The 23,765-nt window shown below is 66.1% G+C and carries 18 protein-coding genes; 9 read left to right on the top strand and 9 right to left on the bottom strand.

Features of this window, described 5'->3' with window-relative positions; genetic code table 11:
• Both CDOO_RS05600 and CDOO_RS05595 read left to right on the top strand, forming a co-directional pair.
• Nucleotides 1-633, top strand: a complete 633-nt coding sequence (locus CDOO_RS05600) for an HNH endonuclease family protein (RefSeq protein ID WP_018022222.1) — start codon at nucleotides 1-3, stop codon at nucleotides 631-633.
• An 87-nt stretch (nucleotides 634-720) separates the two neighbouring features.
• On the top strand, nucleotides 721-1,188 hold the full coding sequence (locus tag CDOO_RS05595; RefSeq protein WP_018022223.1) for a hypothetical protein: 468 nt from the start codon (nucleotides 721-723) through the stop codon (nucleotides 1,186-1,188).
• A 69-nt stretch (nucleotides 1,189-1,257) separates the two neighbouring features.
• Here the strand turns inward: CDOO_RS05595 and CDOO_RS14290 are convergent, their stop codons facing one another.
• The 3 genes from CDOO_RS14290 to CDOO_RS05585 form a co-directional block, all read right to left on the bottom strand.
• Nucleotides 1,258-1,902: a metallophosphoesterase family protein gene (locus CDOO_RS14290; RefSeq protein ID WP_018022224.1), complete on the bottom strand. Its 645-nt coding sequence runs from the start codon at nucleotides 1,900-1,902 to the stop codon at nucleotides 1,258-1,260.
• Nucleotides 1,903-2,028: 126 nt separating this feature from the next.
• Nucleotides 2,029-2,526 carry a metallophosphoesterase gene (locus tag CDOO_RS14285; protein ID WP_018022225.1) on the bottom strand — a complete coding sequence of 166 codons (498 nt, stop codon included), beginning with the start codon at nucleotides 2,524-2,526 and terminating at the stop codon, nucleotides 2,029-2,031.
• A 270-nt stretch (nucleotides 2,527-2,796) separates the two neighbouring features.
• On the bottom strand, nucleotides 2,797-5,097 hold the full coding sequence (locus tag CDOO_RS05585; protein ID WP_018022226.1) for a DEAD/DEAH box helicase: 2,301 nt from the start codon (nucleotides 5,095-5,097) through the stop codon (nucleotides 2,797-2,799).
• A gap of 700 nt (nucleotides 5,098-5,797) precedes the next feature.
• Here CDOO_RS05585 and CDOO_RS05580 point away from each other — a divergent pair.
• Complete coding sequence (locus CDOO_RS05580) at nucleotides 5,798-6,409, top strand: hypothetical protein (protein WP_018022227.1); 612 nt, start codon at nucleotides 5,798-5,800, stop codon at nucleotides 6,407-6,409.
• A gap of 324 nt (nucleotides 6,410-6,733) precedes the next feature.
• On the top strand, nucleotides 6,734-7,582 hold the full coding sequence (locus CDOO_RS05575; RefSeq protein WP_155861347.1) for a hypothetical protein: 849 nt from the start codon (nucleotides 6,734-6,736) through the stop codon (nucleotides 7,580-7,582).
• 50 nt (nucleotides 7,583-7,632) lie between these two features.
• Here the strand turns inward: CDOO_RS05575 and CDOO_RS05570 are convergent, their stop codons facing one another.
• Together CDOO_RS05570 and CDOO_RS05565 are read right to left on the bottom strand one after the other, a co-directional pair.
• A complete protein-coding gene (locus tag CDOO_RS05570) occupies nucleotides 7,633-7,932 on the bottom strand; it encodes a hypothetical protein (protein WP_020384640.1) in 300 nt (99 codons plus the stop codon).
• 22 nt (nucleotides 7,933-7,954) lie between these two features.
• Nucleotides 7,955-9,232, bottom strand: a complete 1,278-nt coding sequence (locus CDOO_RS05565; RefSeq protein ID WP_018022230.1) for an MFS transporter — start codon at nucleotides 9,230-9,232, stop codon at nucleotides 7,955-7,957.
• 111 nt (nucleotides 9,233-9,343) lie between these two features.
• Here CDOO_RS05565 and CDOO_RS05560 point away from each other — a divergent pair, with 111 nt between their 5' ends.
• Both CDOO_RS05560 and CDOO_RS05555 read left to right on the top strand, forming a co-directional pair.
• On the top strand, nucleotides 9,344-9,847 hold the full coding sequence (locus tag CDOO_RS05560; protein ID WP_245616247.1) for a hypothetical protein: 504 nt from the start codon (nucleotides 9,344-9,346) through the stop codon (nucleotides 9,845-9,847).
• A gap of 40 nt (nucleotides 9,848-9,887) precedes the next feature.
• The gene (locus CDOO_RS05555) at nucleotides 9,888-10,700 is read left to right on the top strand and encodes a shikimate 5-dehydrogenase (protein WP_018022232.1); all 813 of its coding nucleotides are present in this window, start codon (nucleotides 9,888-9,890) and stop codon (nucleotides 10,698-10,700) included.
• Nucleotides 10,701-10,748: 48 nt separating this feature from the next.
• On the opposite strand, the gene fmdA is transcribed toward CDOO_RS05555, so the two are convergent.
• The 4 genes from fmdA to CDOO_RS05535 all read right to left on the bottom strand — a co-directional run bounded on the left by fmdA (nucleotide 10,749) and on the right by CDOO_RS05535 (nucleotide 14,997).
• Nucleotides 10,749-12,005: a formamidase gene (gene fmdA / locus CDOO_RS05550; RefSeq protein ID WP_018022233.1), complete on the bottom strand. Its 1,257-nt coding sequence runs from the start codon at nucleotides 12,003-12,005 to the stop codon at nucleotides 10,749-10,751.
• 22 nt (nucleotides 12,006-12,027) lie between these two features.
• The gene (locus CDOO_RS14510; RefSeq protein ID WP_425389145.1) at nucleotides 12,028-12,276 is read right to left on the bottom strand and encodes a zinc ribbon domain-containing protein; all 249 of its coding nucleotides are present in this window, start codon (nucleotides 12,274-12,276) and stop codon (nucleotides 12,028-12,030) included.
• Between the two features lie 222 nt (nucleotides 12,277-12,498).
• On the bottom strand, nucleotides 12,499-13,314 hold the full coding sequence (locus CDOO_RS05540; protein WP_018022235.1) for a hypothetical protein: 816 nt from the start codon (nucleotides 13,312-13,314) through the stop codon (nucleotides 12,499-12,501).
• Nucleotides 13,315-13,434: 120 nt separating this feature from the next.
• A complete protein-coding gene (locus tag CDOO_RS05535; protein WP_018022236.1) occupies nucleotides 13,435-14,997 on the bottom strand; it encodes a carboxylesterase/lipase family protein in 1,563 nt (520 codons plus the stop codon).
• 172 nt (nucleotides 14,998-15,169) lie between these two features.
• Between CDOO_RS05535 and CDOO_RS05530 the strand changes: the two genes are divergently transcribed.
• The 3 genes from CDOO_RS05530 to CDOO_RS05520 all read left to right on the top strand — a co-directional run bounded on the left by CDOO_RS05530 (nucleotide 15,170) and on the right by CDOO_RS05520 (nucleotide 23,639).
• Entirely contained in the window at nucleotides 15,170-16,138 is a 969-nt protein-coding gene (locus CDOO_RS05530) for a hypothetical protein (protein WP_018022237.1), read from the top strand.
• Nucleotides 16,135-19,779, top strand: a complete 3,645-nt coding sequence (locus tag CDOO_RS05525) for an ABC transporter ATP-binding protein (protein WP_018022238.1) — start codon at nucleotides 16,135-16,137, stop codon at nucleotides 19,777-19,779. Before CDOO_RS05530 ends, CDOO_RS05525 begins: the two co-directional genes overlap by 4 nt.
• Before the next feature lie 92 nt (nucleotides 19,780-19,871).
• A complete protein-coding gene (locus CDOO_RS05520; RefSeq protein WP_018022239.1) occupies nucleotides 19,872-23,639 on the top strand; it encodes a multifunctional oxoglutarate decarboxylase/oxoglutarate dehydrogenase thiamine pyrophosphate-binding subunit/dihydrolipoyllysine-residue succinyltransferase subunit in 3,768 nt (1,255 codons plus the stop codon).
• Nucleotides 23,640-23,765 lie beyond the last annotated feature (126 nt).

Below are 23,765 nucleotides of genomic sequence, written 5' to 3'. Positions count from 1 at the left end.
GTGAGACTTCATCCCGCGCAGGTCTACGTCGCACTACTGACGCTGGCCACCCTGGTGGCCGGCGTCTTTCATGTCCTGCCCGCCCTCACCCCGGTGCGCGAGGAGGGCCTTCCCGGCTTATCGACGCTCCTTGCACACGTGGACACCCAGCCCCAGCGACGCCGCGTCCTGGGCTACGAGCGCGAGGAGTTCGGCCCCGGCTGGGGCTCCATCGGCGCCTGCACCACCCGCGAGGCCATCATGGTCTCGCATTTCGACGGCCGCGACTGCCATTCAGCCGGCTCCGCCCCCGACCTCTACACCGGCCACCCGATGAACGCCGACGACGTGGAGATCGACCACGTCATCCCCCTGTCCGCGGCCTGGGACCTCGGCGCCTACGCGTGGGACGACGCCACCCGCGTCCGCTTCGCCAACGACCCCACCAACCTCGTGGCCACCGCGAGCGCGATCAACCAGGACAAGTCCGACCAGCTGCCCTCGGCCTGGCTGCCGCCCGACGCCGGCGCGCGGTGCTGGTACTCCCGGCGAGTCGCCAGGGTCGCCGCCTCCTACGCGCTCGCGCTCCCGGAGGCCGATGTCTCCACGATGCGCAGGCAATGCAGGTTCGCCTTAGCTCGGTGGTCCGGGTAGCCGGCAGGTAACATCCGCCCTGAGCACCACCCTGAACGGGCGACGAGATTCGTGGCCCACTCAGATACCGGCGAAAGGTTTCCCCACATGTCCATTCTTCTCACCCTCCACGTCGTCACCGCGATCCTCCTCATGGGCGCGGTCATGTACGCCACCTCCGCCTTCCCCAACGCGGCCGTCCGCGCCGCCAACGGCGACGCCGGAAGCGAGGGCATCGCACGTGCCACCCACCGGGTCTCCGAGCTCTACGGTTACATCTCCCTGCTCGTGCCGCTGCTCGGCGTGACCATTCTGTTCACCCACTGGTCCACCTACAGCGACCAGTACCAGTTCCACGCCGCCATCCTGCTTGCCGCCGTGGCGTGGATCCTCCTGCTGGGCGTCATCGTGCCCAAGCAGAAGAAGATGGTCGGCGCCCTCGGTCTGCTCGCCCCCGGCGAGGAAGAGCCCGAGGACCGGGGTGCCGACACCACCAAGCTGAAGAAGCAGCTGTCCATGTTCAGCGGCATCTTCAACCTACTGTGGGTCATCACCCTGGTGCTCATGTTCGTCTAGACAGCCGCTGTTCCCGCCCCTCGCTGAGAGATCTCGGCGGGGGGTTTTCGCGTGCGCGGGCAGCCAGAGCTACGACGAACCCAGAGCCGAGGACAACCCGGACGACAGGTTCGAGGACAGTCCGGAGGGCACGCCGCCTGCCCCGATCGCCGACACGTACTTCGGGAAGGGTTCCGGAGCGGCGATCCTCTGCGCCGCCGGATCCATGTCGATGCCCAGATCCTTGGCGAACACCAGGAAGGTCCGCTCGTACACCCCCTCAGTGTTCTCGTTGAGATCAAATACCCGCGCGCCCCGCAGCGTGTGGGTGTCCAGGGTGCCGTCGTTAAGCCCGTACGTGCCGAATCCCGTGCCGGGGCCGTAACCCAGCTCGATGCCGTAGTAGTTGCCCATGTAGGTGTTGATGTGGTCGTGGCCGCAGTAGATGCCGCGGATGTCGCCGCGCCCGAAGGCGGCGGCGTAGATGCCGGAGTTGAACAGGCCGGTGTAGTTGTCCTTGTGGCGCACACCCTCGATGCCGTGGCGTCGGACCGCTTCCGCATGGCCGGCCTCATCGGGGGTGAACTGGCTGCCGAACCACATGTGGTGGTGCTCGTAGGTGGGGATGTGGAAGAACATCAGCCCGGGCACCTTGGCCCCGAAACGGGTCTCCGTCTCCTGCGAGAGGTCCTGGTACCAGCGGATCTGCTCGGGGCGCAGCCAGTCGTAACCCATGAGGCCGTCGCGCGACTGCCCCGCGGGGTTCTCGGGGGCGTAACGCCCGGAGTCGAGCAGCCAGATGGCAAACGCCGGCGCCTCACCCGTCGAGCTCTCGACCAGCAGCTGCCCGTTCGAGGAGCCCTACAGCCCGTCCGCGTCCGAGGGGTTGAGGTTGTGCTTGTACTGCCGGACGAACTCGACCATCTGCGGTTCGAAGGCGTGGGTGCCGTGTTCCTCGGTCGAGTCCTCGTCATGGTTGCCGAAGGTCACCGCCCACGGGATGCCCCGCGATTCTAAGGGCATGAACACGTTGTTGATCGCCTGGCTCACCTCCAGGTCGGTCGTGGGATCACCGTTGATGACGTCACCGTTGATAAGCGCGAAGTCGGGCTTCTGCTCGTCGAGGACCCGGCCCATGAACTCGATGGTGCGTCGGTCGGTGAGTGGGCCGTCCTGTGTGTCGTTGAACTGGACGATGCGGAATCGCCCGTCCGCGTTGAACGACAGCGGCATCCGCCGCTCCACGGGCTGTGCGGTTCCCGGCACACGCGAGGTCACGGAGCTCAGGGCGGCGGCTGCGGCGGCGACTCCCCCGCCCTGAATGAGTCGACGGCGGGAGAAGGACGGGAGGTGGGACATGGGTGGTCTCCTAGGGCAGCGGGTGTGGTTCTCCCCCGCTTATCGACGCCCGTTGTCCGCAGGTCGCCTCAGCCGGACAGGGAGGGGTTGCCCGCTCACGCTAACAACCATCCCGGGCGTTGTCGCCGCTGTTTTCCGACTCTTCACCTCCATGAACGCCACACCAGAGGGTTCGACAACCCGCCCGCGAGACAGCAGAAAACCGCCCCCGTCACGGAGAATGAACTCCGTGCCGGGGGCGGCTCTCAGTGCTGCGGGGTGCCGGGCGAACTAGTCGCGCCAGCCGCCACGTCCGCCACCACGACGGTCGTCGCGGTCATGTCCGCCGCCACGGCGATCGTCACGATCGCGTCCACCGCTGCGGCCGCCGAATCCGCCGCCACGACGGTCATCGCGGTCACGTCCGCCGCCACCGCGGGGGCCGCCCTCGTGCGGGCCGCTGTGGTCACGCTCGATGTTGATGAGCTGGCCGGAGATGCGGGTGCCGCTCAAGCGTCCGAGTACCCCGGAGTCGAGGCTCTTCGGCAGTTCGACCAGGGTGTGGTCGACTGCGATGGTGATGCGGCCGAAGTCGCGGGAGTTCAGGCCTCCCTCGTTGGCCAAGGCGCCGACGATGGCACCCGGGCGAACGTTCTGACGCTTGCCCACGGCAAGGCGGTAGGTGTCGAAGTCACCGTCCGGGCGGCGCGCGCCACCGCGGTCGCGGTCACGTCCGCCGCGCTCGTTGTCGCGGCCGCCACGACGATCGTCGCGACGGTCGTCGCGTCCACCACGGCGGTCGTCACGGTCGAAGCGGTCCTGGCGCTGAGCCGGCTGCTCCTTCATGAGGAAGTGCTCGTCGCCCTGTGCCTTGGCGGCCAGTGCTGCGGCGATGTCCTCCATGGGGACGTCCTTCTCCTGGGAGTAGGCACGAACCATGTTGCGGAAGACGTTGATCTGCTTGGATTCCATCGCCTCGGTGATGGAGTCCTGGAACTGCTCCTTGCGGGACTCGTTCACCTCGTCCACCGTCGGCAGCTCCATCTCGTACAGCGTCGCGTTGGTGGCGCGCTCGATGGCACGCAGCATGCGGCGCTCGCGCGGGGTGACGAAGAGGATCGCCTCGCCCTTGCGTCCCGCACGGCCGGTACGGCCGATGCGGTGGACGTAGCTCTCGGTGTCGTTGGGGATGTCGTAGTTCAGCACGTGGCTGATGCGGTCGACGTCCAGGCCACGGGCAGCGACGTCGGTGGCGACGAGGATGTCCAGACGACCGTCCTTGAGCTGATCGACGGTGCGCTCACGCTGGTTCTGCGCGATGTCACCGTTGATAGCGGCGGCGGAGAATCCGCGGGCACGCAGCTTCTCGGCGAGCTCCTCGGTCTCGTGCTTGGTGCGCACGAACACGATCATGCCCTCAAACTCGGTCACTTCGAGGATGCGGGTGATGGCGTCGAGTTTGTTGCGGTGAGCCGTGTAGATGTAGCTCTGCGTGATGTTCGTCGCGGTGCGGGTCTCGGTCTTTACCTGGACCTCGATGGGGTCATTGAGGTACTGGCGCGAGATCTTGCGAATGCCGTTGGGCATCGTCGCGGAGAACAGGGCGACCTGCTTGGAGTCCGGGGTGTCCTCGAGGATGCGCTCGACATCCTCCTGGAAGCCCATGTTAAGCATCTCGTCGGCCTCATCAAGCACCAGGTACTTGAGGTTGGAGATGTCCAGCGAACCCTTCTGCAGGTGATCGATGACACGACCCGGGGTACCCACGATGATCTGGGCGCCGCGGCGAAGGCCGGAGAGCTGGATGCCGTAGGCCTGGCCACCGTAGATGGGCAGGATCTGGATGCCGCCGAGGTGATCGGCGAAGGACTGGAAGGAGTCTGCGGACTGCAGAGCCAGCTCACGAGTCGGTGCGAGGACCAGTGCCTGCGGTGCGCGGACCTTGGTGTCCAGGCGGGCGAGGATCGGCAGCGCGAAGGCCGCGGTCTTGCCGGTACCGGTCTGGGCGAGGCCCACGACGTCGCGACCCTCCATGAGCAGCGGGATCGTCTGCTCCTGAATCGGCGACGGCTGTTCGAAGCCGACCTTTTTGATGGCCTTGAGCACGTCGGCCGGGAGGCCGAGGTTGTCGAAGCCGCTGACGGGCTCCTCTTCCTTTGCAGCCTTAGCGGGCTCTGCGGGCTCGGACTTCTTCTCTTTGGCCGGCTCAGCCTCGGGGGCGGCCTGGGCGAAGACGGGGGTGTCCTGCTGGTCGTTCAGCTGGGCCAGGTTGATGGCACCGCCGACCATGTCGTCCGGGTTGCTGATGGCGGCTGCATCGGCGTCGCGGGTGATGGCGGGGTTGTTGCCCACCTGATCCGTGGTGCCGGCGTTGTCGTTCTGGTTGTTCACGTTGTTGTCGATGTCCAAGTTGTTGTTCTCGGAGTCGGCGTTCTCAGTTCCGCTCGCATCCCTGGTGCTCGAGTCCACCACGAATTTCTCCGTGACGGGTGCAGCCTGCGCTGCGTCACCCTGCGAGTTGTTCTGAATATCCGACGTATAGTTGTCGTCCGGCCTGTTTTCGCCGCCGGCGGCGTTCTCAATATCACTCATTGTCCGCCCAGCGTACGACAAAATACGACTAATAGCCATTTGGCCTGGATCGAACCCTGCAGGTCGGGGGCGCAAACTTGTCTCGGAGGCAAACACAGAGCATCGCCAGTAGATGGGGCAACGCTTATCGGCGCTACCCTCCGGCCGCCTCCCCCGCCCGGCCGATTGTGCCCCTTTACGTTCCGGCGGGAAAGCATGATCGGAAAGAGCTCGCGGGAGAACCTCACCCACGGGCGGTCAACGCTAATTCACCCAAGAAGTAAACTTCTGCGATGTGGAAATAGCTGCCTTCCCCCAGCGGTGACCCCTAAGAAAGCCTAAACCGATTCTCCCAGAATTCCCCGGATTAATACCCGTTTGTACGCTAGCCTGCTCGTATGTTTTCAAAGATCCGCGTTTCTGCGGCCTTGGCTGTCGCCGCCCTGCTCCCCACACTTATTGCCTGCGGTGACTCTTCCGAATCGGCCCCGGAAATGACGAGCATCTCGGCTGCCTCTCCGACTTCACAATCCACAAACAACACGCCTCAACAATTTCCGCGACCACCGAGACGATTACCAGCTCGACAACGGCGGAGACCGACAAGCCCACCGGTGAACGCGATCCGGCGGATTTCGCGTCTCCCGTCAGCACCGGCGGCTTCTATGTCGAATCAGCGGACGCTTACACGCACTGCCGCGTCGTCGGCACCCCGACCCACATGGAGGACGTGTCCTACTGCGATTTCAGTTCGCCCAGCCTGCCCATGCTCTCCACGGGTTCGATCGATATCCGCGCCAATACCCTGGGTGATGACCCCGCCCTGGGCATGTATCCGACTATCGATATGACCCGCGATCCTTTCGGCGAAATGAAGTTCTACCCCCAGAACCAGCTCCAACCCGGCGAGCGGGTCACCATTGGCGACACCACATTCACCCAGACCGACGCGTCAATTTTCCAGATCTCCCGCGGCGGCTCGGTGGCGACCATGACCGACGGTGTGCTCACTACCGACATGGAAAAGGCCGACGGAGTCGCTAGCTCGGGGCAGAAGTGCGGCGAGGTGGAGACCTATACAGGGCCCGCTAATGTAGTCGTCTCGCAGGACGGGACGGACTGCGCCGTCGCCCAGCAGGTCATGACCGACTATTTCGCCCCGGGCGCCAAGACGGGAGGGAGCGCCGCCATCTTCATGTCCGAACAGGGCTGGGAGTGTTCCCGCGGCCCGGTGCTCTCCGGCTGGGAAGAGATCGGCGCCAATCAACTTGGGCAGTGCACGGATCGCCGTGGCGGAACGGGAACTGTCGTCGCTGTGCCCTCGGCCTGGTAGTCCACTGACGCTTCTCGACGGCCGTTCCAAGCCCCTCGCCAAGCAGAATCGGAGTGTTCACACCTCGGCGATTTCAGGGTATTGACCCCCATGAATCCCGCTGCTTGCGGTCCTTGGTTTTACGTTTGTCATGTCGCACTTTTCAGCTCTCTCGATGGGACACCCACCTTGCCTACATTTCGGAACTCAGTCTTTACGGTCGCACTAGTGGCACCCCTGCTCCTCGCAGGCTGTTCCGTCGACCCTGCACCAACTCCCCCGCAGCCGACACCGGTGAACAGCTCGACTTCCTCGACCTCCGCGGCCCCGTCGGCCCCTTCGGGTGTGGCCGAGATGCCCGCCGAGGCGTTCCGCGACGACAACTCCGACGGCTACACCGTCACGTTCTCGGACGGCACGACCTGCGCTGCGTGGATAGGAAACGAAGGGCCACTAATTGATTGCCCCTTTAAGTTCCCGGAGACGACACTTGTGCAGGCGGAAATCCCGCCCATGGCCACGCATCCCGGTAACAAGGCGGTGGCGAATGTCATCCGCTACGAGGCGGGAGAGGGGTTCGCACCCAAGGCTTTGTATACCGAAAGGCCGATAGAGCCCGGTAGGAAACTCATCCCCGGAGAGAAGGTGACCCTCGCGGGATTCACCTTTGAGCAAATATCCGGGTCCTCATTTTCAGGGAGTAGAGACGGCTATTCCTTCACAGTTACCGACGGCAAGTTCACGTCGAACGACAGTGAGCCAGTTCCGAACTCGTCTACTGGACCAGATTCAAACCGCTCCGCCGAAGAATTCCTCCTGCCAGGCACATCTGTCAAAACATACAGCGTGATCTTTGACGAGGATCAGAACAACTGCTTCATCAACCTGTCATCCTCTGAGGTCTATTTCTCCTGCGGTGTCCCGCTAGATCCCCCGGTTATCATTCACAATGAGGCCATAGGCAAGGACGTACCAGCGGACATTGTGGTTTTCGACAACGAATCGCGAAAATTCAGGCTCAGCCAAGACCTATCGGGAGGCACGCACTATCAGCCTAAAAGTGTCCTCAATCCCGGGGAGTCCGTAACCATCGCGGACTTCGAGATTCGACGAGAAACCGGTGGCGCACTGTCGGTGGAGTCCGGCGACTCGAGCTTCACGTATCTCAACGGTAAAACCACATTTTCCCCATGAGTCCTTTCGTTCCTGCGCCGTTTTCGCACGGTCTCTAACAGGAGATCCGCCTACAGCCGATCCACCGCCTGCTTCGCTTCCGCAAGCCCTGCCGAAGGGTGCTGTTGGCGAACGAGTTTGATGAATTTAACGTCATTGGGGCCCTCGTCGTCGCGAAGCTTCCTCAGTACCGCGGTCTCTGCGCGATCAAGCCGCAGGGGTGTCGTGTTTCGGGTTCGGTACGAGTGAACGACACCGAAAATCGCGACCATGGCCGCGAGGAAATAGCCGATGGCCTGGAACCACCACGGGCCCTCCGCGTGTGCGGTGAGGTAAACCCCGGCGGCCGCGAACAGCAACGCAATGATCATGCCGCCCACCGTAACAACGGCCCTACCGCGTGTCAGTCCGCCGAACCCGCATCCCCCGGATCCACTGCGGCCGCGCCTCCCGCGTTCCCAGTGTCTCGCGCCCGAACACCCACGCGATGATTCCGACGAGGGTGACCAGACCGCAGGAGGCGAAGGCGATGCGGAAGCCGAAGGCGTCGGCAAGCGTGCCGATGAGGATGGGGCCGATGATCTGCCCCAGGTCCATGGCCATCTGATAGGTGGAGAGCACCTTGCCGCCGGAGCGGTCGTTGCCGATGACATCGGCAAGCACGGCCTGCTGCGAGGGATTGAGCAGGCCCGCGGCGGCGCCGGCGAGGACAGACAGGATCATGAGCGTCGGGATGGTGACGGCGAATCCCATGACCGAGATGAACACGCCGCTGCCGATGAGACCCGCGACGATGAGCGGCCTGCGCCCGTAGGTGTCCGCGAATTTTCCGGAGAACTGCAGCACCAGCGCGTTGCCGGCCGCGAACGCGGCGAGCGCAAACCCGGCAATGGCCGCGCCCTCCGCGTGGAAGACCGCCGCAGCGAAGAGCGGCAGGATGGAGACCCGCACACCCATATTCACCCAGCCGTGGGCGACGTTAGAGATCAGCGCGGCCCGGTAGGCGGAGTCGGAGAGGGCGTCGCGAAGCTGCATCGGGGGTTTGTTCACCTGTGCCAGCGGTTTCCCGGCGGCGTCTAGGCGTCGGGGCATCCGCCACCACACCACAAACGCGGCCAGAACGACGCCCGTCCCGTAGATGACAAAGGGCCAGCGGAACCCGAGGAAACTCATGCCCGCTCCAGCGACCGGGCCGATGACGTTGCCCAGCAGAAACGCCGTGCCGTAGACCGCAGAGGCGCGGCCACGCGAGTCCGGTGGGGCGAGTTTGACGATCAACCCCATCGCCGACACCGTGAACATCGTCGATCCCACACCCGCCGCGGCCCGAAGCGCCACGATGTGCCAGTACTCGCTGGCCACGGAGATGAGGCCCGTCGTCACCGCCACCGTCAGCAGGCCGGTGAGATAGACCTTGCGCGAGCCGATCCTGTCGATCAGCGAACCCGACACCGGCGCAAACAACAGTCGCGAGAGGGAGAACACAGAGACGACCAGTCCGGCTGCGGCCATGGACACGTCGAAGGACAGCACAAATTGCGGCAGCAGCGGTGCAATGAGGCCGTAGCCCAGCGCAATGATGAAGGCGGCCGCGACCAGCACCCAGATTTCGGCGGGCAGCTTCGATCGGTGTGCGGGCAGGTGTTCTGCGGCAGGAGGTTGCGAGGTCATGTTGCCACCCACCTTAGACCCCCGGGTCAAACCGGCAGGCTCATGCATAAACAAACATCTGTTCGAATCATTCGAACACCGGTGTCCATACCGTCTCCTATTGTTCGGGGCATGAAAACCATGAGGAAGAACTCCATATCCGCAGTACTCGACACCACCCCGGCCGAGCTCGCCGAGCGTCTCGTCCGCCTCCATCCCCGCACGCTCGGAATGCTGTCCACCGTGATCCGCCACCCGCGCTCACTCGCCCGGCCCATGGCGTCCTGGCGCCCGCCGTCCGTCGATCTCCCCCGCGTCGACGGGCACTTCCAGCTGACGGCCACCCTCACCCGGCACCGGGTCGGCCCACGAGCCCGGGCACGGGTCCTGGGTTATGGCGAGGACCGCGAACCCGCCTACGTCATCTCGGTGCGTATCACCGATCCCGGCGGCGCCGACGTCTCCCCCTCACACGCCGAGTCCTGGATCCGCGCCCTCATCGGCAACGACAGCATCGACGCCGTGCACGAGATCTCCCACGAGGTCAGCCCCACGTTTGTCTGGCTTGTCGACGGATCCTTCCAGCCCCTCCGCTCCCCCGCCTCACTCTTCGCCGGCTTCCGCGACGCCGCCTGAGCTTCCCCGGTATCCCACGGATTCGTCTAACCTCAGTCCCATGGTTAACAAAGTCAACAAAGACACCACCCTGTGCATCTCGCTGGCCGCGCGCCCGTCAAACCACGGGGTCCGCTTCCACAACTGGCTCTTCGCCGAGCTCGACCTGAACTACCTGTACAAGGCCGTCGCCCCTGTCAACATCACGCAGGCCATCGCCGGAATCCGTGGCCTGGGTATCCGCGGTGCCGCGGTCTCCATGCCGTACAAGCAGGAGGTCATCGAGCTGATCGACGGTCTTGACCCCTCCGCCGAGCGCATCCACTCCGTCAACACCATCGTCAACGAGGACGGCGTACTCACCGGCTACAACACCGACTACTCCGCCGTGAAGTCGCTGCTGGCCAGCCACGAGATCGACCCCGGCCTCAAGGCCGCGGTCAAGGGCTCAGGTGGCATGGCCAACGCCGTGGTCGCCGCGCTCGCCGACCACGGGATCTCCGGGACGATCGTCGCCCGCAACGCAGAGACCGGTACCGCGCTGGCGGAGCGCTACGGATGGGAGTACGCCGCAGACGTCCCCGCCGACGCGGAGCTGCTGGTCAACGTCACCCCGCTGGGCATGTTCGGCTCGGACGCGGACGCCATGGCCTTCACGCACCAGGAGATCGAGAACGCGTCCGTGATCTTCGATGTGGTGGCCAATCCCGTCGATACGCCGCTGATCAAGGCCGCCCGCACCGCAACGAAGGCCACCATCGATGGCGGAGAGGTCGTCGCTCTGCAGGCCGCCGAGCAGTTCACTCTCTACACCGGCGTTGTCCCGACCGATGAGCAGGTCCAGGCCGCTGAGGACTTCTCCCAGCTGGGATAGAAAAACGGTGCGGCGAATCACCTTCGCCGCACCGCCAGTCAGGACAGATCAGCCGTTGAACGACGAGTGCGGGGCACCGATGCCCGCGTCAATCTGCGGCGGATCGCCCGCGCCCGGACGGATGTCAATGTTGAAGACGTCCGTGGGCAGGTAGACCGTGGCACACGCGTTGGGGATGTCCACCACGCCGGAGAAACGGCCCTCGATCGGCGCCGCACCGAGCAGCAGGTAAGCCTGCTCCGGGGACCAGCCGAACGTGGTGAGGTACTCGATCGCGTGCAGGCAGGCGCGCTGGTACGCCAGGTGCGAATCCAGGTAACGCTGCTCGCCGTCGAGGGTGACGGAGGTTCCCGAGAAGGCCAGCCACTGGCTGTGGCGCGGCTCGACGTTGCCCGGCATGAAGATCGCGTTCTCTTTCACGCCGTACTTCTCCATGCCGCCCTTGATGACGTCGACATGGAAGTCGATGAAGCCGCCCATCTCGATGCCGCCACAGAAGGTGATCTCGCCGTCGCCCTGGGAGAAGTGCAGGTCGCCGACGGAGAAGTTCGCGCCGTCGACAAACACGGGGTAGAACACGCGGGTGCCCTTGGACAGGTTCTTGATGTCCTGGTTGCCGCCGTTCTCACGCGGCGGGGCCGTGCGGGCACCCTCGGAGGCGACGCGGTCGAAGTCCTGCTCGGAGACCCCGCCGAGGATCGCCCCGTTCGGCTCCGGGGGAAGCGCCAGCGGCGGGACGCGGTCGGGATCGGTGGCGATGAGCGCGGCCTCGCGCTGGTTCCACGTCTTGAGCAGCGACGGCGACGGTGCCGTGCCCATCAGACCCGGGTGGATGATTCCGGTGAACTCCACGCCCGGAATGTGGCGCGACGTGGCCTTCTGGCCGTTGAAGTCCCACACGGCCTTGTAAGCGTCGGGGAACTGGTCGGTGAGGAAGCTGCCGCCGTTCTTCTTGGCGAAGATGCCGGTGTAGCCCCAGCCCTGACCCGCCAGCGGTCCCTCTTCCTGGGGGATCGGGCCGACGTCGAGGATGTCGACGACGAGCAGGTCACCGGGCCTGGCGCCCTCGATGCGGAACGGGCCGGACAGGGTGTGGACTTTGTGCAGCGGCGCGTCGCGGATGTCGTCCGCGCTGTCGTCGTTCTTGATGGCTCCGTCGAACCACTCGCGGCAGTCCACGCGGAAGGTATCTCCGGGCTTGACGGTGTACACCGGCGGGATGTCGGGGTGCCAGCGGTTGTGGCCGAGCTTCTCCTGCTCGGCGAAGCTCTTGGCGGAATCCAGCGGGAAAATGTTCTGCGGCATGATGCCTCCTGGGTGGGGTGGATCAGGGTCTGGGAAGATGAGCGTGCTGCGGGTTGTGCGACACGGGGGTCGCCCGTGTGTTACCTGACTGCGGGAGAGAATTCACCACGGCCGGGGCGTGCGCGGAGTTCTCGGCGTCCGAGATAGCGCTGCTGATCACCGACGAGCGGGCGGAATTCATCTTCGGGGCACTGGTCACGCTGATGCGTCGGGTCGCGACGTCCCCGCAGGTGGGGCATTCGATTTCCCTTGTCTCACTGGACATGGGCATACGTTCTTCCTTCGTATGTCCTGCATCGCATCTGAACTCGTACCACGGCATGGGGGAAAGCTCCTTCTGGGATCTCCGATTTGAACACCTGGGTAGAGAAATTGCGGGCCGCCATTGCTGGTGCAAGTGCGGCCCGCAATACCATCCAGGGTAAACCTATTTTTCGGCGGGGGTTGACCTATTTAGGTGGGAGCTACCTGAGACTGCCGTGTCCGGTCAGTTCTAGTCGGTGTCGAGAGAGTCGTCAGAATCCTCGTCCTCGGTGTCTTCGTCGTCAAAGTCCTCGTCGTCCCCGTCGTCCCCGTCATCCTCGCCGAAGATGTCGTAGACATCTGGCTCATCGAAGTCCTCGGCATCGAAGGGATCGAGCTGCTCCTCCCAGTCCTCGGCCTGGTCGGCGGCGAGGGAGAGCACGTCGAAGAGCTTGTCGAAGTCCGTGAACGCGCCCAGGCTGAGGATCTCGTCGGTGTCGTCGGACTGCAGGTCGGCGAAGAGGCGCTGGCGGTCCTCGTCGCTGAGCTCGGCGTCTCCGTCGGATTCCCAGAGCTCGTCGATGGCCTGGTCGAGCAGGCCGTCGGCGCTGGTTCCCAGCACGGTGAACTGCACGACGGCGCTGGGGGCGCCGTCGATAATTTCCACGAGCACCTGGATCTCGGAGTTCTCCCCGACCTCTGCCCGGACGAGGTTGGCGTTGCTCGAGTCCTGGAAGAACTCCAGGTCCCCGATGCGCTCGTCGGTGCCCTCGAGCAGGTCCCGGAGCACGGTGACCACTTGGTCGCTGGCCACGTTGCGGGCGACGGTCTCCACCGCGTCCTCCACGGAGAAGACCACGGACACGAGCACGGCCTCGAAGTCCTCGTCGTCCTCGTCGACGTCCGCGGCGGCGATGTAGACGTTCGCGGCCGGGATGATCGGATCGATCTCAACAAACTGGATCTCCAGCTCCGAGGTGATGGGCACGAACATGGTGTCGTCGTTGACTCGGGATTCGATGCCCTCGGCGTCGAGCGCTGCGGCGATGTCCTCAAAGAAGCTCATGGTGGGGCAGGGTCCTTCCCTAAAGACGCAAGTGTCAAAACCGCCGGCGCATAGGTGTCTCCGACGATCCCAGACAAGCTTAGTCCTCCGATGCGGTACCCGCCCGGAATGCGCGGACCGTCACTCGAGCCCCTCGACCACTTCCAGGCCGAGTTCCGCCGTCAGCTCCGGCCGGCCCATCCCCCAGGAGGTCATGTGGAACTTCTCCCAGGCGCGCCGCTTCTCCGCCTTGGGGTCCGACTCGAGGCTGGGTTCGGAGTCGAACACCATCGTCTGCCGCCCGTCCTGCCGGTACCGCGGCCAGCTGTCCAGGGGCTGGCCGTCATGGAGGAAGGACTTCCAGTGGGACTGCATGAATTCGGCCACCTCGGTGAAGCCGTTCATCCCGCCGAAGCGCGAGAGTGTTCCGGCGCGAGAGGCGTGAGGTTCGCCGAAGACGGCGGAGAGCTCGACGGTGTGCATGGCACCCAGGCCGAGCATCTTCAGGGCCTGCGGGGCGTAGTCGAAGCGGTACATCCACGTGGGGGCGATCGTGCTGTGCGCCGAGGCAGCGCGCACGGTGGGCGCCCAGAAGATGGCGTCGGCGAGCAGGCTGGCGAACTCCTCCCGCGAGGTCGCGGAGTCGTAGGCGGCGAGCACGGCCTCGGCCCCGGCGGGGTCGTAGACGCTGAGGAACCGCCCGGAGGCCCGGGTGCGCCGGGACATGCGCTGGTAGATGAATTTGCCGAAGCTCGCCTCGTCCGCGTTGGTGCCGATGATCAGCGGCACCGGGTGCTCGTCGCCGCGCTCGAAGGCGGTGAGCGGATGAGACTGGAGCAGTTCGCCGTCGACGGTGGGTGCGAAACAGGAGTTGAGCTGGAGCAGCTCGCCGCCGCGCCACATCATCGACTGCCCGGCGCGGACGAGATCCGCGGCGTCGAGCTCCCTGATCTCACTGAGCTCCGCGTGTCGCGAGAGCGCGAGGTGGTGGAGCAGCTTGCGGGTCCACATCATGGACTGCGCCCGGGAGTGGATCTGCGCGAGCGGCGGCGACTGGGCGACGGCCCCGTGGAACAGCCCCTGCGTGCCCGCGGCGGTCATCAGCGTGAGCACGGCTCCCCCGCCGGCGGATTCGCCCATGATGGTGACCTTTCCCGGGTCCCCACCGAAGGCCGCGATGTTGTCCTGCACCCAGTGCAGGGCCAGCAGCTGGTCGTGCAGCGCCGGGGTGGCCACCGCGTCGTCGCCGATCGACCTCATGTCCAGATAACCCAGCACACCCAGGCGGAAGTTGACGGAGACGTAGACCACCCCGAGCTCCCGGGCGAAATTGGTGCCGCGCAGGACCGGCTCGAAGGAGGAACCCACCACGAAGGACCCGCCGTGGAAGTAGACCACCGCGGGAAGGTCCGCGTCCTCGTTGTCCGGGCGCACGATGTCCAGGTGCAGGCAGTCCTCGTCACCGAGGATCCGGTCGGTCCACGAGTACGTCGGCTGGGGCGCGGGTTCGCCGTAGTGCACACATTCCCGGATCCCCGTCCAGGGATCGGCCGGCCGCGGAGCGTGGAAGCGCAACGCACCCGACGTGTCGGCGCCGAACGGAACGCCGCGCCAGCTGCGGATTCCCAGCTCCTCGTCGATGAGGCCACTGACCCATCCGGCGGTGGTCTGTACCGTAGGTGCCTGTGCGCTGGGGTTTGTCATGGGCTCCAACCTAGAACGAGAACGTGGACATTGCCTGTCAGTCCCGGGGCCGGTTCTGCCGGCACGGCGTACTTCCGCCTAGAATTGCCGGACGAGAATTACCGCAGACAATATTTATTTATGCGGCCCGCCGCTACCACCCACAGCGTCGGCCACACGACAAAGGAGAATCATGTCAGATTCGCAGACCCCCCAGAACACCCAGACCCAGGATGAACTGATGAACAACCTGGGCGAGAGCACCCAGGGCCTGGAGAAGAACCTCGGCGTGGTGGGCAAGTCCTTCATCTCCACGCTCGACCGCGCGGTCTCCATGCAGTCCTCCACCATCGAGAGCTACGTCGGACGCCTGCGCCGGAAGAACCCGAAGGCCTCGCCGGAGGAGATCCAGCGGCTGATCGACAAGCACTTCATCCGCCTGGCCAGCGGCTCCGGCGCCTCCGCCGGTGCTGCCGCCGCGGTCCCGGGCATCGGCCTGGCCACCGGCACGGCGGCCATTGCCGGGGAGTCCGTGCTCTTCCTCGACGCCGCCGCCTTTTACACCATGGCCAGCGCTCACCTGCGCGGCGTGGACATCCGCAACCCCGAGCGTCGTCGTGCGCTGGTGCTGCTCACCCTGCTGGGATCCAAGGGTGTGGCGGTCATCGAGGCCATGGTCGGTGACATCACCCAGCCCGGCTCGGCCGGCTCCTTCTCCCCCGGCACCATCCTGGGCAAGTTCTCCGCCCCGACCCTGAGCAACGCCAACAGCCGCCTCACCAAGATGGCGCTGAAGCAGGTCTCCAAGCGCATGATGCGCAGCTGGGTCGGCAAGATCATGCCGCTGGGCATCGGCGCCGTGCTGGGTGGTCTCGCTAACCGACGCCTCGCCAGCGACCTCATCGAAAACTCCACCACCTCCCTCGGTGCGGTTCCCGCGCAGTTCGCCGCGCCCGCCCCGGCCGGCGACACGAAGGACGAGCCGAAGAACCCCTCCGAGAAGAGGAACGGGCTGGCCAGCCTGGTCAACCGCTTCCGCAAGGACGACGAGCCCGACGACAAGTCCCTGACCGGCGACGTGAAGGAGGACGAGGAGCTTGACCGCCTCGCCCTCTCCGCGATGACCGAGGGTTCAAAGGTCCACGAATCCGACGCTAAGTGAGTCGCGGCACAGGACTCATCCTCTCCGCGCTGAAGCAGCGCCGCTGGATCACCGCCGCCGCCGTGCTCACGGCGGTGGCGGCCGTCGCTCTGCAGACAGCGGTTCCCCTGCTCACCGGCTCGGCCATCGACGTCGCCACCGGTGCCCGCGACGGATCGGTGAGCAGGGTCGTCGTCACGCTCATCGGCGTCGCACTGGCGGAGTACGCTTTCCAGTTCGTCCGGCGCTACTGCGCGTCGCGACTGTCGGTGGACACGCAGCACGACATCCGAGTGCGACTGCTGGCCACGCTCCAGCGTCTCGACGGCCCCGGCCAGGACAACATCATCACCGGCCAGGTCGTCTCCCGCGCGATCAGTGACCTCGGCGGCCTCCAGACCGTCATCTCCCAGGGCCCGCTGCTCATCTCCCGGGTGGTGCAGCTCGCCTTGGTCCTGGTCATCATGGCGGGGATCTCGCCCGTGCTGACGCTGGTGGCCCTGGCCGTCGTGCCCCTGCTCATCCTGCTCGCCGGGCGCTCGCGGAAGTCGCTGTACGCGGCGACATGGACTGCCCAGCAGGCCACCGCCGACGTGGCCACCCACGTGGAGCAGACGGTCTCCGGCGTGCGTGTGGTCAAGGCCTTCGCGCAGGAGGACCGGGAGACCCATCGCCTGGACTCCCTGTCTCGCGCGCTCTTCGCCATCAAAATGCGCACGGCGAAACTCACAGCCCGGTTCCAACCGCTGCTCACGGAGCTCCCGCGCATCGCGCTCATCATCACCATCGTCCTCGGCGCGCTGCTCACCCGGCAGGGTGAGCTCACCGTGGGAACGTTCTTCGCCTTCACCGCGTACCTCATGACACTGACCTCGACGGTGTCCCTGCTCACCTCGATGTACATCACCATCCAGCTGGGCATGAGCTCGGTGGAGCGTATCGACGACGTCCTCGCCCTCACGCCCGAGCACACCGATCCGCCCTCCCCCGTCGCTCTGCCGGACGGCCCGCTCGGCCTCGAGCTGGATGACGTGCACTTCCGCGGCATCCTCAACGGGCTGACACTCACCGCCGAACCGGGTTCGGTGCTCGCGCTCATCGGCCCGCCCGGGGCGGGCAAGACGATGGCGGTGCAGCTGGCCGGTGGTTTCTACTGCCCCGACGCGGGCGAGTTCCGACTCTCGGGCCCCGGGGGCAGCGCGGCCTTCACCGAGCTGCGCGACGCCGACATCCGCTCCCGGGTCACCTGCGTCTTCGACGACGCGCTGCTCATCTCCGCGTCAATCCGCGAGAACCTCACCATGGGAGCGCACTACTCCGACGAGGAGGTCGCCCGGGCCGCGGACATCGCCCAGGCCTCGGAGTTCATCGCGCGCCTCGACGACGGCATGGACACCGTGGTCGGCGAACGGGGCCTCACCCTCTCCGGCGGGCAGCGCCAGCGGGTCGCCCTCGCCCGCGCGATCCTCGCGCGCCCGGAGGTTCTCATCCTGGACGACGCCACCAGCGCCATCGACGCCGGCAATGAACGCCTCATCCTCGACGCCCTGCGCGCCGAGCTGGGCGACACGGCGATCCTCATGGTGGCGCACCGCCGCTCCTCGCTCGTGCTCGCCGACCGGGTCGCCGTCATCGACCACGGCCGCACGGTCGCCGTCGGCCCGCTGTCGGAGGTCGAGCACTCCGAGCCGTTCCGCCGGTTCATGGAGCCCCGCGCCTCCGAGATCGTCCTGGATGACTCTCCCCGCGAGACGGGTGATCTCTGGCCGGAGGTCGACGACACTTTCCACGAGCACATCATTGTCGGGCCCACCGGCGGGCGGGGTCGTTCCATCGCCGCCACGCCGGAGCTGCTGGCGGACGTGGACAGGCTTCCTCCCGCCGTGGAGGAACCCGGGCTGGACACCGCGGTGCTGCGCTCGGACCGCGAGCGTTTCCAGGTCCGCGATCTCTTTGCCGCCGTGCGCTGGCTCATCACCGCCTCCATCGCGCTGATGATCATCGGTGTGCTGGCGTCGCTGGCCTTCCCCCTGCTCATGCGCACGGCCATTGACCGGGGCATCGGCGAGGGACGCACCGACGTGCTGTGGATCGTCGCGGTTGCCGGCATCGCCGTGGTCGTGCTCGCGTGGCTGGCCAGCGTTGTGCAGACCGTGATCACCTCCCGCTCGGGAGAACGGCTGCTCTACGGCCTGCGGCTGCGCAGCTATGCGCACCTACAGCGGCTCTCTATGGCGTACTACGACCGGACCCGCTCGGGATCGATCATGACCCGCATGACCACGGACATCGACACCCTCTCGTCCTTCCTGCAGACCGGGCTCGCCCAGGCCGTGGTCTCCCTGGGCACACTCGTCGGCGTGCTGGGCATGCTCATCGCCACCGACTTCTCGCTCGCCGCCGTCGCGGCGGTGGCCATCCCCATCATCGCCGTGCTCACCGCCGTCTTCCGCCGGGTGCAGAAACGCCTGTACTCCGAGGCCCGCGAGCAGGTCTCCCGGGTCAACGCCACCTTCCAGGAATCGGTCACCGCGCTGCGGGTGATCCAGATGCACGGCGTGACCGGACCCGCCCTGAGCACGTTCCACGACCAGTCCGAGCGTTACCGCCGGCTGCGCATGCGTGCCCAGACCGCCGTGGGTGTCTTCTTCCCCGGCATCCAGGCGATCTCGCAGATCACCTCCGCGCTGGTGCTCGGCTACGGCGCCACCCGCGTCGCCGACGACACCCTCTCCGCCGGGGTGCTCGTCGCCTTTGTCATGTACCTCTCGCAGCTCTACGGCCCGATCCAGCAGCTGGGCATGGTCTTCGACTCCTGGCAGCGCGCCCAGGTCTCCTTCACCCGCATCACCGACCTCCTCGCGAGCCGGCCGGATGTGACCGACTCCGGAACCCGCCCGAACGCCCGCGAGCATGCCCGCGGCACTCTCGCGCTCGACGACGTCAGCTTCGCCTACTCCGACCAGTCACCCACGGTGGCCGAACACCTCGACCTGCGGATCAACCCCCGGGAATCCGTGGCGGTCGTCGGCCCGACGGGTGCGGGGAAATCGACCGTCGTCAAGCTTCTGGCACGGTTCTATGACCCCACCGCGGGTGCCGTGCGGGCATCAGGCACGGACATCCGGGAGTTTCCGCTCCCCGACTGGCGGCGCACCATGGTGCAGGTGCCGCAGGAGGCGCACCTGTTCATGGGCAGCGTCGCCGACAACATCCGCTACGGGCGCCCGGACGCCACCGACGCCGAGGTCGAGGAGGCCGTGCGTCGGATCGGCGCGCTCGGGGTCATCGCCACGATCGACGGTGGTTTCCACCACCCCGTCGGCGAGCGCGGGCGCGGGCTGTCCTCCGGGCAGCGGCAGATCATCGCCCTCGCCCGGGCCGAGCTCACCGATCCGGACGTCCTGCTTCTCGACGAAGCCACAGCCACCCTGGATCCCGCCACCGAATCCGCCTTTCTCGACGCCTCCGACCGCTCGGCCGAGGGCCGCACCACGGTGATCGTCGCCCACCGACTCGCCACCGCGCAGCGCGCCGACCGCATCATCGTCATCGAGGGCGGCACGGTCGTGGAGGACGGCTCCCACGAGGCCCTCCTGACCCAGGGCGGACTGTACGCACACCTGTGGTCCATGCAGCAGGACCCAAGCGATCTCGACTGACCCCGGGCGGCTTCGTCCTTCCCGTCATTACGCTATGGTGGTTCACCACGTAGCACTACAACGCCAACAATTTATCGAGGAGTGCCCCTGCCGTGAGCAGCGCTAATTCTTTCGGCCAAAACACCTGGCTGGTCGACGACATGTATCAGCAGTTCAAGAAGGATCCGCAGTCGGTCGACAAGGAGTGGCGCGAGCTCTTCGAGAAGAACGGCGCGCCCAACACCGCCGCCGACTCCCAGACCTCCGGCACCCCGGCGGAGAACCCCACTCAGCCCGCTCCGAAGGGTGCGCGCGAGGAGCAGAAGAAGGACGCCAAGGCACCGGCCACCACCGCGGGGCCGCGCCAGACCACGAAGGCCACCGGCGAGCACGTCGGCAAGGCCGTCCAGGAGGAGAAGGCCGCCAAGGCAGAGAAGCCCGCCCGCAAGGCGCCGGTCTCCCCCATGGACAAGGCGAAGGACGCCCCCGAGGCCGGAGCCAAGCAGCTCAAGGGCATGTTCAAGGCGATCGCCAAGAACATGGACGAGTCCCTCGAGGTTCCCACCGCCACCACCGTGCGTGACATGCCCGTCAAGCTCATGTGGGAGAACCGCTCGATGGTCAACGACCATCTCAAGCGCACCATCGGCGGCAAGATCTCCTTCACCCACATCGTCGGTTACGCCATCGTCCGCGCGGTAATGAACCACCCGGACATGAACCTGCGCTACGAGCTCGACGAGAGCGGCAAGCCGCAGTCCGTCACCCCGGAGCACATCAACCTGGGCCTGGCCATCGACCTTCCGCAGAAGGACGGCTCCCGCGCGCTCGTCGTCGCCGCCATCAAGGAAGCCGAAAAGATGAACTTCTCGGAGTTCATCGAGGCATACGACGACATCGTCAACCGCTCCCAGGCCGGCAAGCTCAAACTCGACGACTACCAGGGCATCACCATCTCCCTGACCAACCCGGGCGGCATCGGCACCCGCCACTCCATCCCGCGCCTGACCAAGGGCCAGGGCACCATCATCGGCATGGGCTCGATGGATTTCCCGGCCGAGTTCGCGGGCACCGCCCCCGACCGCCTCGCCGACATGGGTATCGGCCGCCTGCTCACGCTGACCTCCACCTACGACCACCGCGTCATCCAGGGTGCGGAGTCCGGCGAGTTCCTGCGCACCATCTCCCAGCTGCTGGTGGACAACAAGTTCTGGGACCACATCTTCCGCTGCATGGGTGTCCCCTACGCCCCCGTCCGCTGGGCTCAGGATCTGCCCGACGCCGGCACCGACAAGAACACCCGCGTCATGCAGCTCATCGAGGCCTACCGCTCGCGCGGCCACCTCGTCGCCGACACCAACCCGCTGCACTGGGTCCAGCCCGGTCTGCCGGTCCCGGACCACCGCGACCTCGACCCCGCCACCCACGGCCTCACCCTGTGGGACCTCGACCGCACCTTCAACGTCGGCGGTTTCGCCGGCCGCGAGTCCATGACGCTGCGCGAGGTCATGAGCACCCTGCGCCGCGCCTACACCCTGAAGGTCGGCTCCGAGTACACCCACATCCTCGACCGCGACGAGCGCGAGTGGCTGCGCGACCGGCTCGAGGCCGGCATGCCCAAGCCCACCAACGCCGAGCAGAAGTACATCCTGCAGAAGCTCAACGCCGCCGAGGCCTTCGAGAACTTCCTGCAGACCAAGTACGTCGGCCAGAAGCGCTTCTCCCTCGAGGGCTCCGAGACGCTCATCCCGATGATGGACTCCATCATCGACACCGCCGCGGGCCAGGGCCTCGACGAGGTCGTCATCGGCATGCCCCACCGTGGACGCCTCAACGTCCTGTTCAACATCGTGGGCAAGCCGCTGGCGAACATCTTCAACGAGTTCGAGGGTCGCATGACCGGCGGACAGGCCGGCGGCTCGGGCGACGTGAAGTACCACCTCGGCTCCGAGGGCGAGCACATCCAGATGTTCGGCGACGGCGAGATCAAGGTCACCCTGGCTGCCAACCCGTCCCACCTCGAGGCCGTCGACCCGGTCGTGGTGGGCATGGCGCGCGCCAAACAGGACATCCTGGACAAGGGTGAGGAGGGCTACACCGTGGTCCCCCTCTTGCTGCACGGCGACGCCTCCTTCGCCGGCCTCGGCGTGGTGCAGGAGACCATCAACCTCTCCCAGCTGCGCGGTTACACCGTCGGCGGCACCATCCACATCGTCGTCAACAACCAGGTCGGCTTCACCACCACCCCGGACTCCGGGCGTTCGACCTACTACTCCACCGACCTGGCCAAGGGCTTCGACTCCCCGGTCTTCCACGTCAACGGCGAGGATCCCGAGGCAGTCGTCTGGGTGGCCCAGCTGGCCACCGAGTACCGCCGTCGCTTCGGCAAGGACGTCTTCATCGACCTCATCTCCTACCGCCTGCGCGGTCACAACGAGGCCGATGACCCGACCATGACGCAGCCGGAGATGTACGAGCGCATCACCGACCGCAAGAGCGTGCGCACCAAGTACACCGAGGAGCTCATCGGCCGCGGCGAGCTCTCCGAGAAGGACGCCGAGGCCGCCGAGCGCGACTTCACCGACCAGATGGACTCCGTGTTCCACGAGGTCAAGGAGTCCGGCAACGAGAGCCCGAAGAAGCAGATGGGCATCACCGATTCCCAGACGCTCTCCACCGGCCTGGACACCTCCGTCTCCCAGGAGATCCTCGACGCACTGGGCAACTCCTACATCAACCCGCCCGAGGGTTTCACCATGCACAAGCGTGTGAAGCCGCTGGCCAAGAAGCGCGCACAGTCCGTCACCGAGGGTGGCATCGACTGGGCCTGGGCCGAGCTGCTCGCCTTCGGCTCCCTCGCCGCGGAGGGCAAGCTCGTCCGCCTGGCCGGCGAGGATTCCCGCCGAGGCACCTTCACCCAGCGCCACGCCGTCACCATCGACCAAGAGACCGGCGCGGAGTACAATCCGCTGCAGTCCGTGGCTGATGGGGCCGGCAACGGCGGCAAGTTCCTCGTCTACAACTCGGCGCTGACCGAGTTCGCGGGCCTCGGCTTCGAGTACGGCTACTCCGTGGGCAACCTCGACTCCGTGGTCGCCTGGGAGGCGCAGTTCGGCGACTTCGTCAACGGCGGCCAGACCATCATCGACCAGTACATCTCCTCCGGTGAGGCCAAGTGGGGCCAGCTCTCCAACCTCATCATGCTGCTCCCCCACGGCTACGAAGGCCAGGGCCCGGACCACTCCTCCGCCCGCATCGAGCGTTTCCTGCAGCTCGCCGCGGAGGGTTCCTACACGGTGGCTCAGCCGACCGCGCCGGCGAACTACTTCCACCTGCTGCGTCGCCACGCGCTGGGCACCATGCGTCGCCCGCTGGTCGTCTTCACCCCGAAGTCGATGCTGCGCAACAAGGACGCCGTCTCGGCTCCGGAGGATTTCACCAAGGTCACCAGCTTCCAGTCGGTCATCAACGACACCCGCCTCGTCGACGCCGAGGGCAAGGCTGTCGGCGACGTGGACAAGGTCAAGACCGTCCTGCTCTGCTCGGGCAAGATCTACTACGAGCTGGAGAAGAAGCGTGCGGAGCTCGGCCGCGAAGACGTCGCCATCGTGCGCCTGGAGATGATCCACCCGATCCCCTTCAACCGCCTCAAGGAAGCGTTCGGCGCGTACCCGAACCTGGAGCAGATCCGCTTCGTCCAGGACGAGCCCGCCAACCAGGGCCCGTGGCCGTTCCTGCACGAGCACCTGCCGGAGCTCATCCCGGACATGCCGCGCATGACGCGTGTCTCCCGACGCGCCCAGTCGTCCACGGCGACCGGCATCGCCAAGGTCCACCAGCTCGAGCAGGCCAACCTGCTCGAGGAGGCCTTCCAGGACTAAGGTCCCGGTAGCACGGCAACTGCCCACCGCCCGGTTTCACCGAGGGGTGGGCAGTTCGCCGTCTCCGCTTGGGTCGGGCGCGTGGCCTCAGCGCAAGGTTGAACCGGCGGCAGGGGTAGTTGAACG

Origin of the sequence: Corynebacterium doosanense CAU 212 = DSM 45436 (assembly GCF_000767055.1) — a bacterium.
GTDB lineage: Bacteria > Actinomycetota > Actinomycetes > Mycobacteriales > Mycobacteriaceae > Corynebacterium > Corynebacterium doosanense.
Note: the sequence above shows the minus strand (reverse complement) of the source record. Positions and strands in the feature narration are given on the sequence as shown.

Bases quoted from the DNA above. Each gene is read 5' to 3' on its own strand.
- CDOO_RS05595 (WP_018022223.1), top strand. From the start codon at position 721: ATGTCCATTCTTCTCACCCTCCACGTCGTCACCGCGATCCTCCTCATG.
- CDOO_RS14290 (WP_018022224.1), bottom strand. From the start codon at position 1,902: ATGGGTTACGACTGGCTGCGCCCCGAGCAGATCCGCTGGTACCAGGAC.
- CDOO_RS14285 (WP_018022225.1), bottom strand. From the start codon at position 2,526: ATGTCCCACCTCCCGTCCTTCTCCCGCCGTCGACTCATTCAGGGCGGG.
- CDOO_RS05585 (WP_018022226.1), bottom strand. From the start codon at position 5,097: ATGAGTGATATTGAGAACGCCGCCGGCGGCGAAAACAGGCCGGACGAC.
- CDOO_RS05580 (WP_018022227.1), top strand. From the start codon at position 5,798: ATGGAGGACGTGTCCTACTGCGATTTCAGTTCGCCCAGCCTGCCCATG.
- CDOO_RS05570 (WP_020384640.1), bottom strand. From the start codon at position 7,932: ATGATCATTGCGTTGCTGTTCGCGGCCGCCGGGGTTTACCTCACCGCA.
- CDOO_RS05565 (WP_018022230.1), bottom strand. From the start codon at position 9,232: ATGACCTCGCAACCTCCTGCCGCAGAACACCTGCCCGCACACCGATCG.
- CDOO_RS05560 (WP_245616247.1), top strand. From the start codon at position 9,344: ATGAAAACCATGAGGAAGAACTCCATATCCGCAGTACTCGACACCACC.
- CDOO_RS05555 (WP_018022232.1), top strand. From the start codon at position 9,888: ATGGTTAACAAAGTCAACAAAGACACCACCCTGTGCATCTCGCTGGCC.
- fmdA (WP_018022233.1), bottom strand. From the start codon at position 12,005: ATGCCGCAGAACATTTTCCCGCTGGATTCCGCCAAGAGCTTCGCCGAG.
- CDOO_RS14510 (WP_425389145.1), bottom strand. From the start codon at position 12,276: ATGCCCATGTCCAGTGAGACAAGGGAAATCGAATGCCCCACCTGCGGG.
- CDOO_RS05540 (WP_018022235.1), bottom strand. From the start codon at position 13,314: ATGAGCTTCTTTGAGGACATCGCCGCAGCGCTCGACGCCGAGGGCATC.
- CDOO_RS05535 (WP_018022236.1), bottom strand. From the start codon at position 14,997: ATGACAAACCCCAGCGCACAGGCACCTACGGTACAGACCACCGCCGGA.
- CDOO_RS05530 (WP_018022237.1), top strand. From the start codon at position 15,170: ATGTCAGATTCGCAGACCCCCCAGAACACCCAGACCCAGGATGAACTG.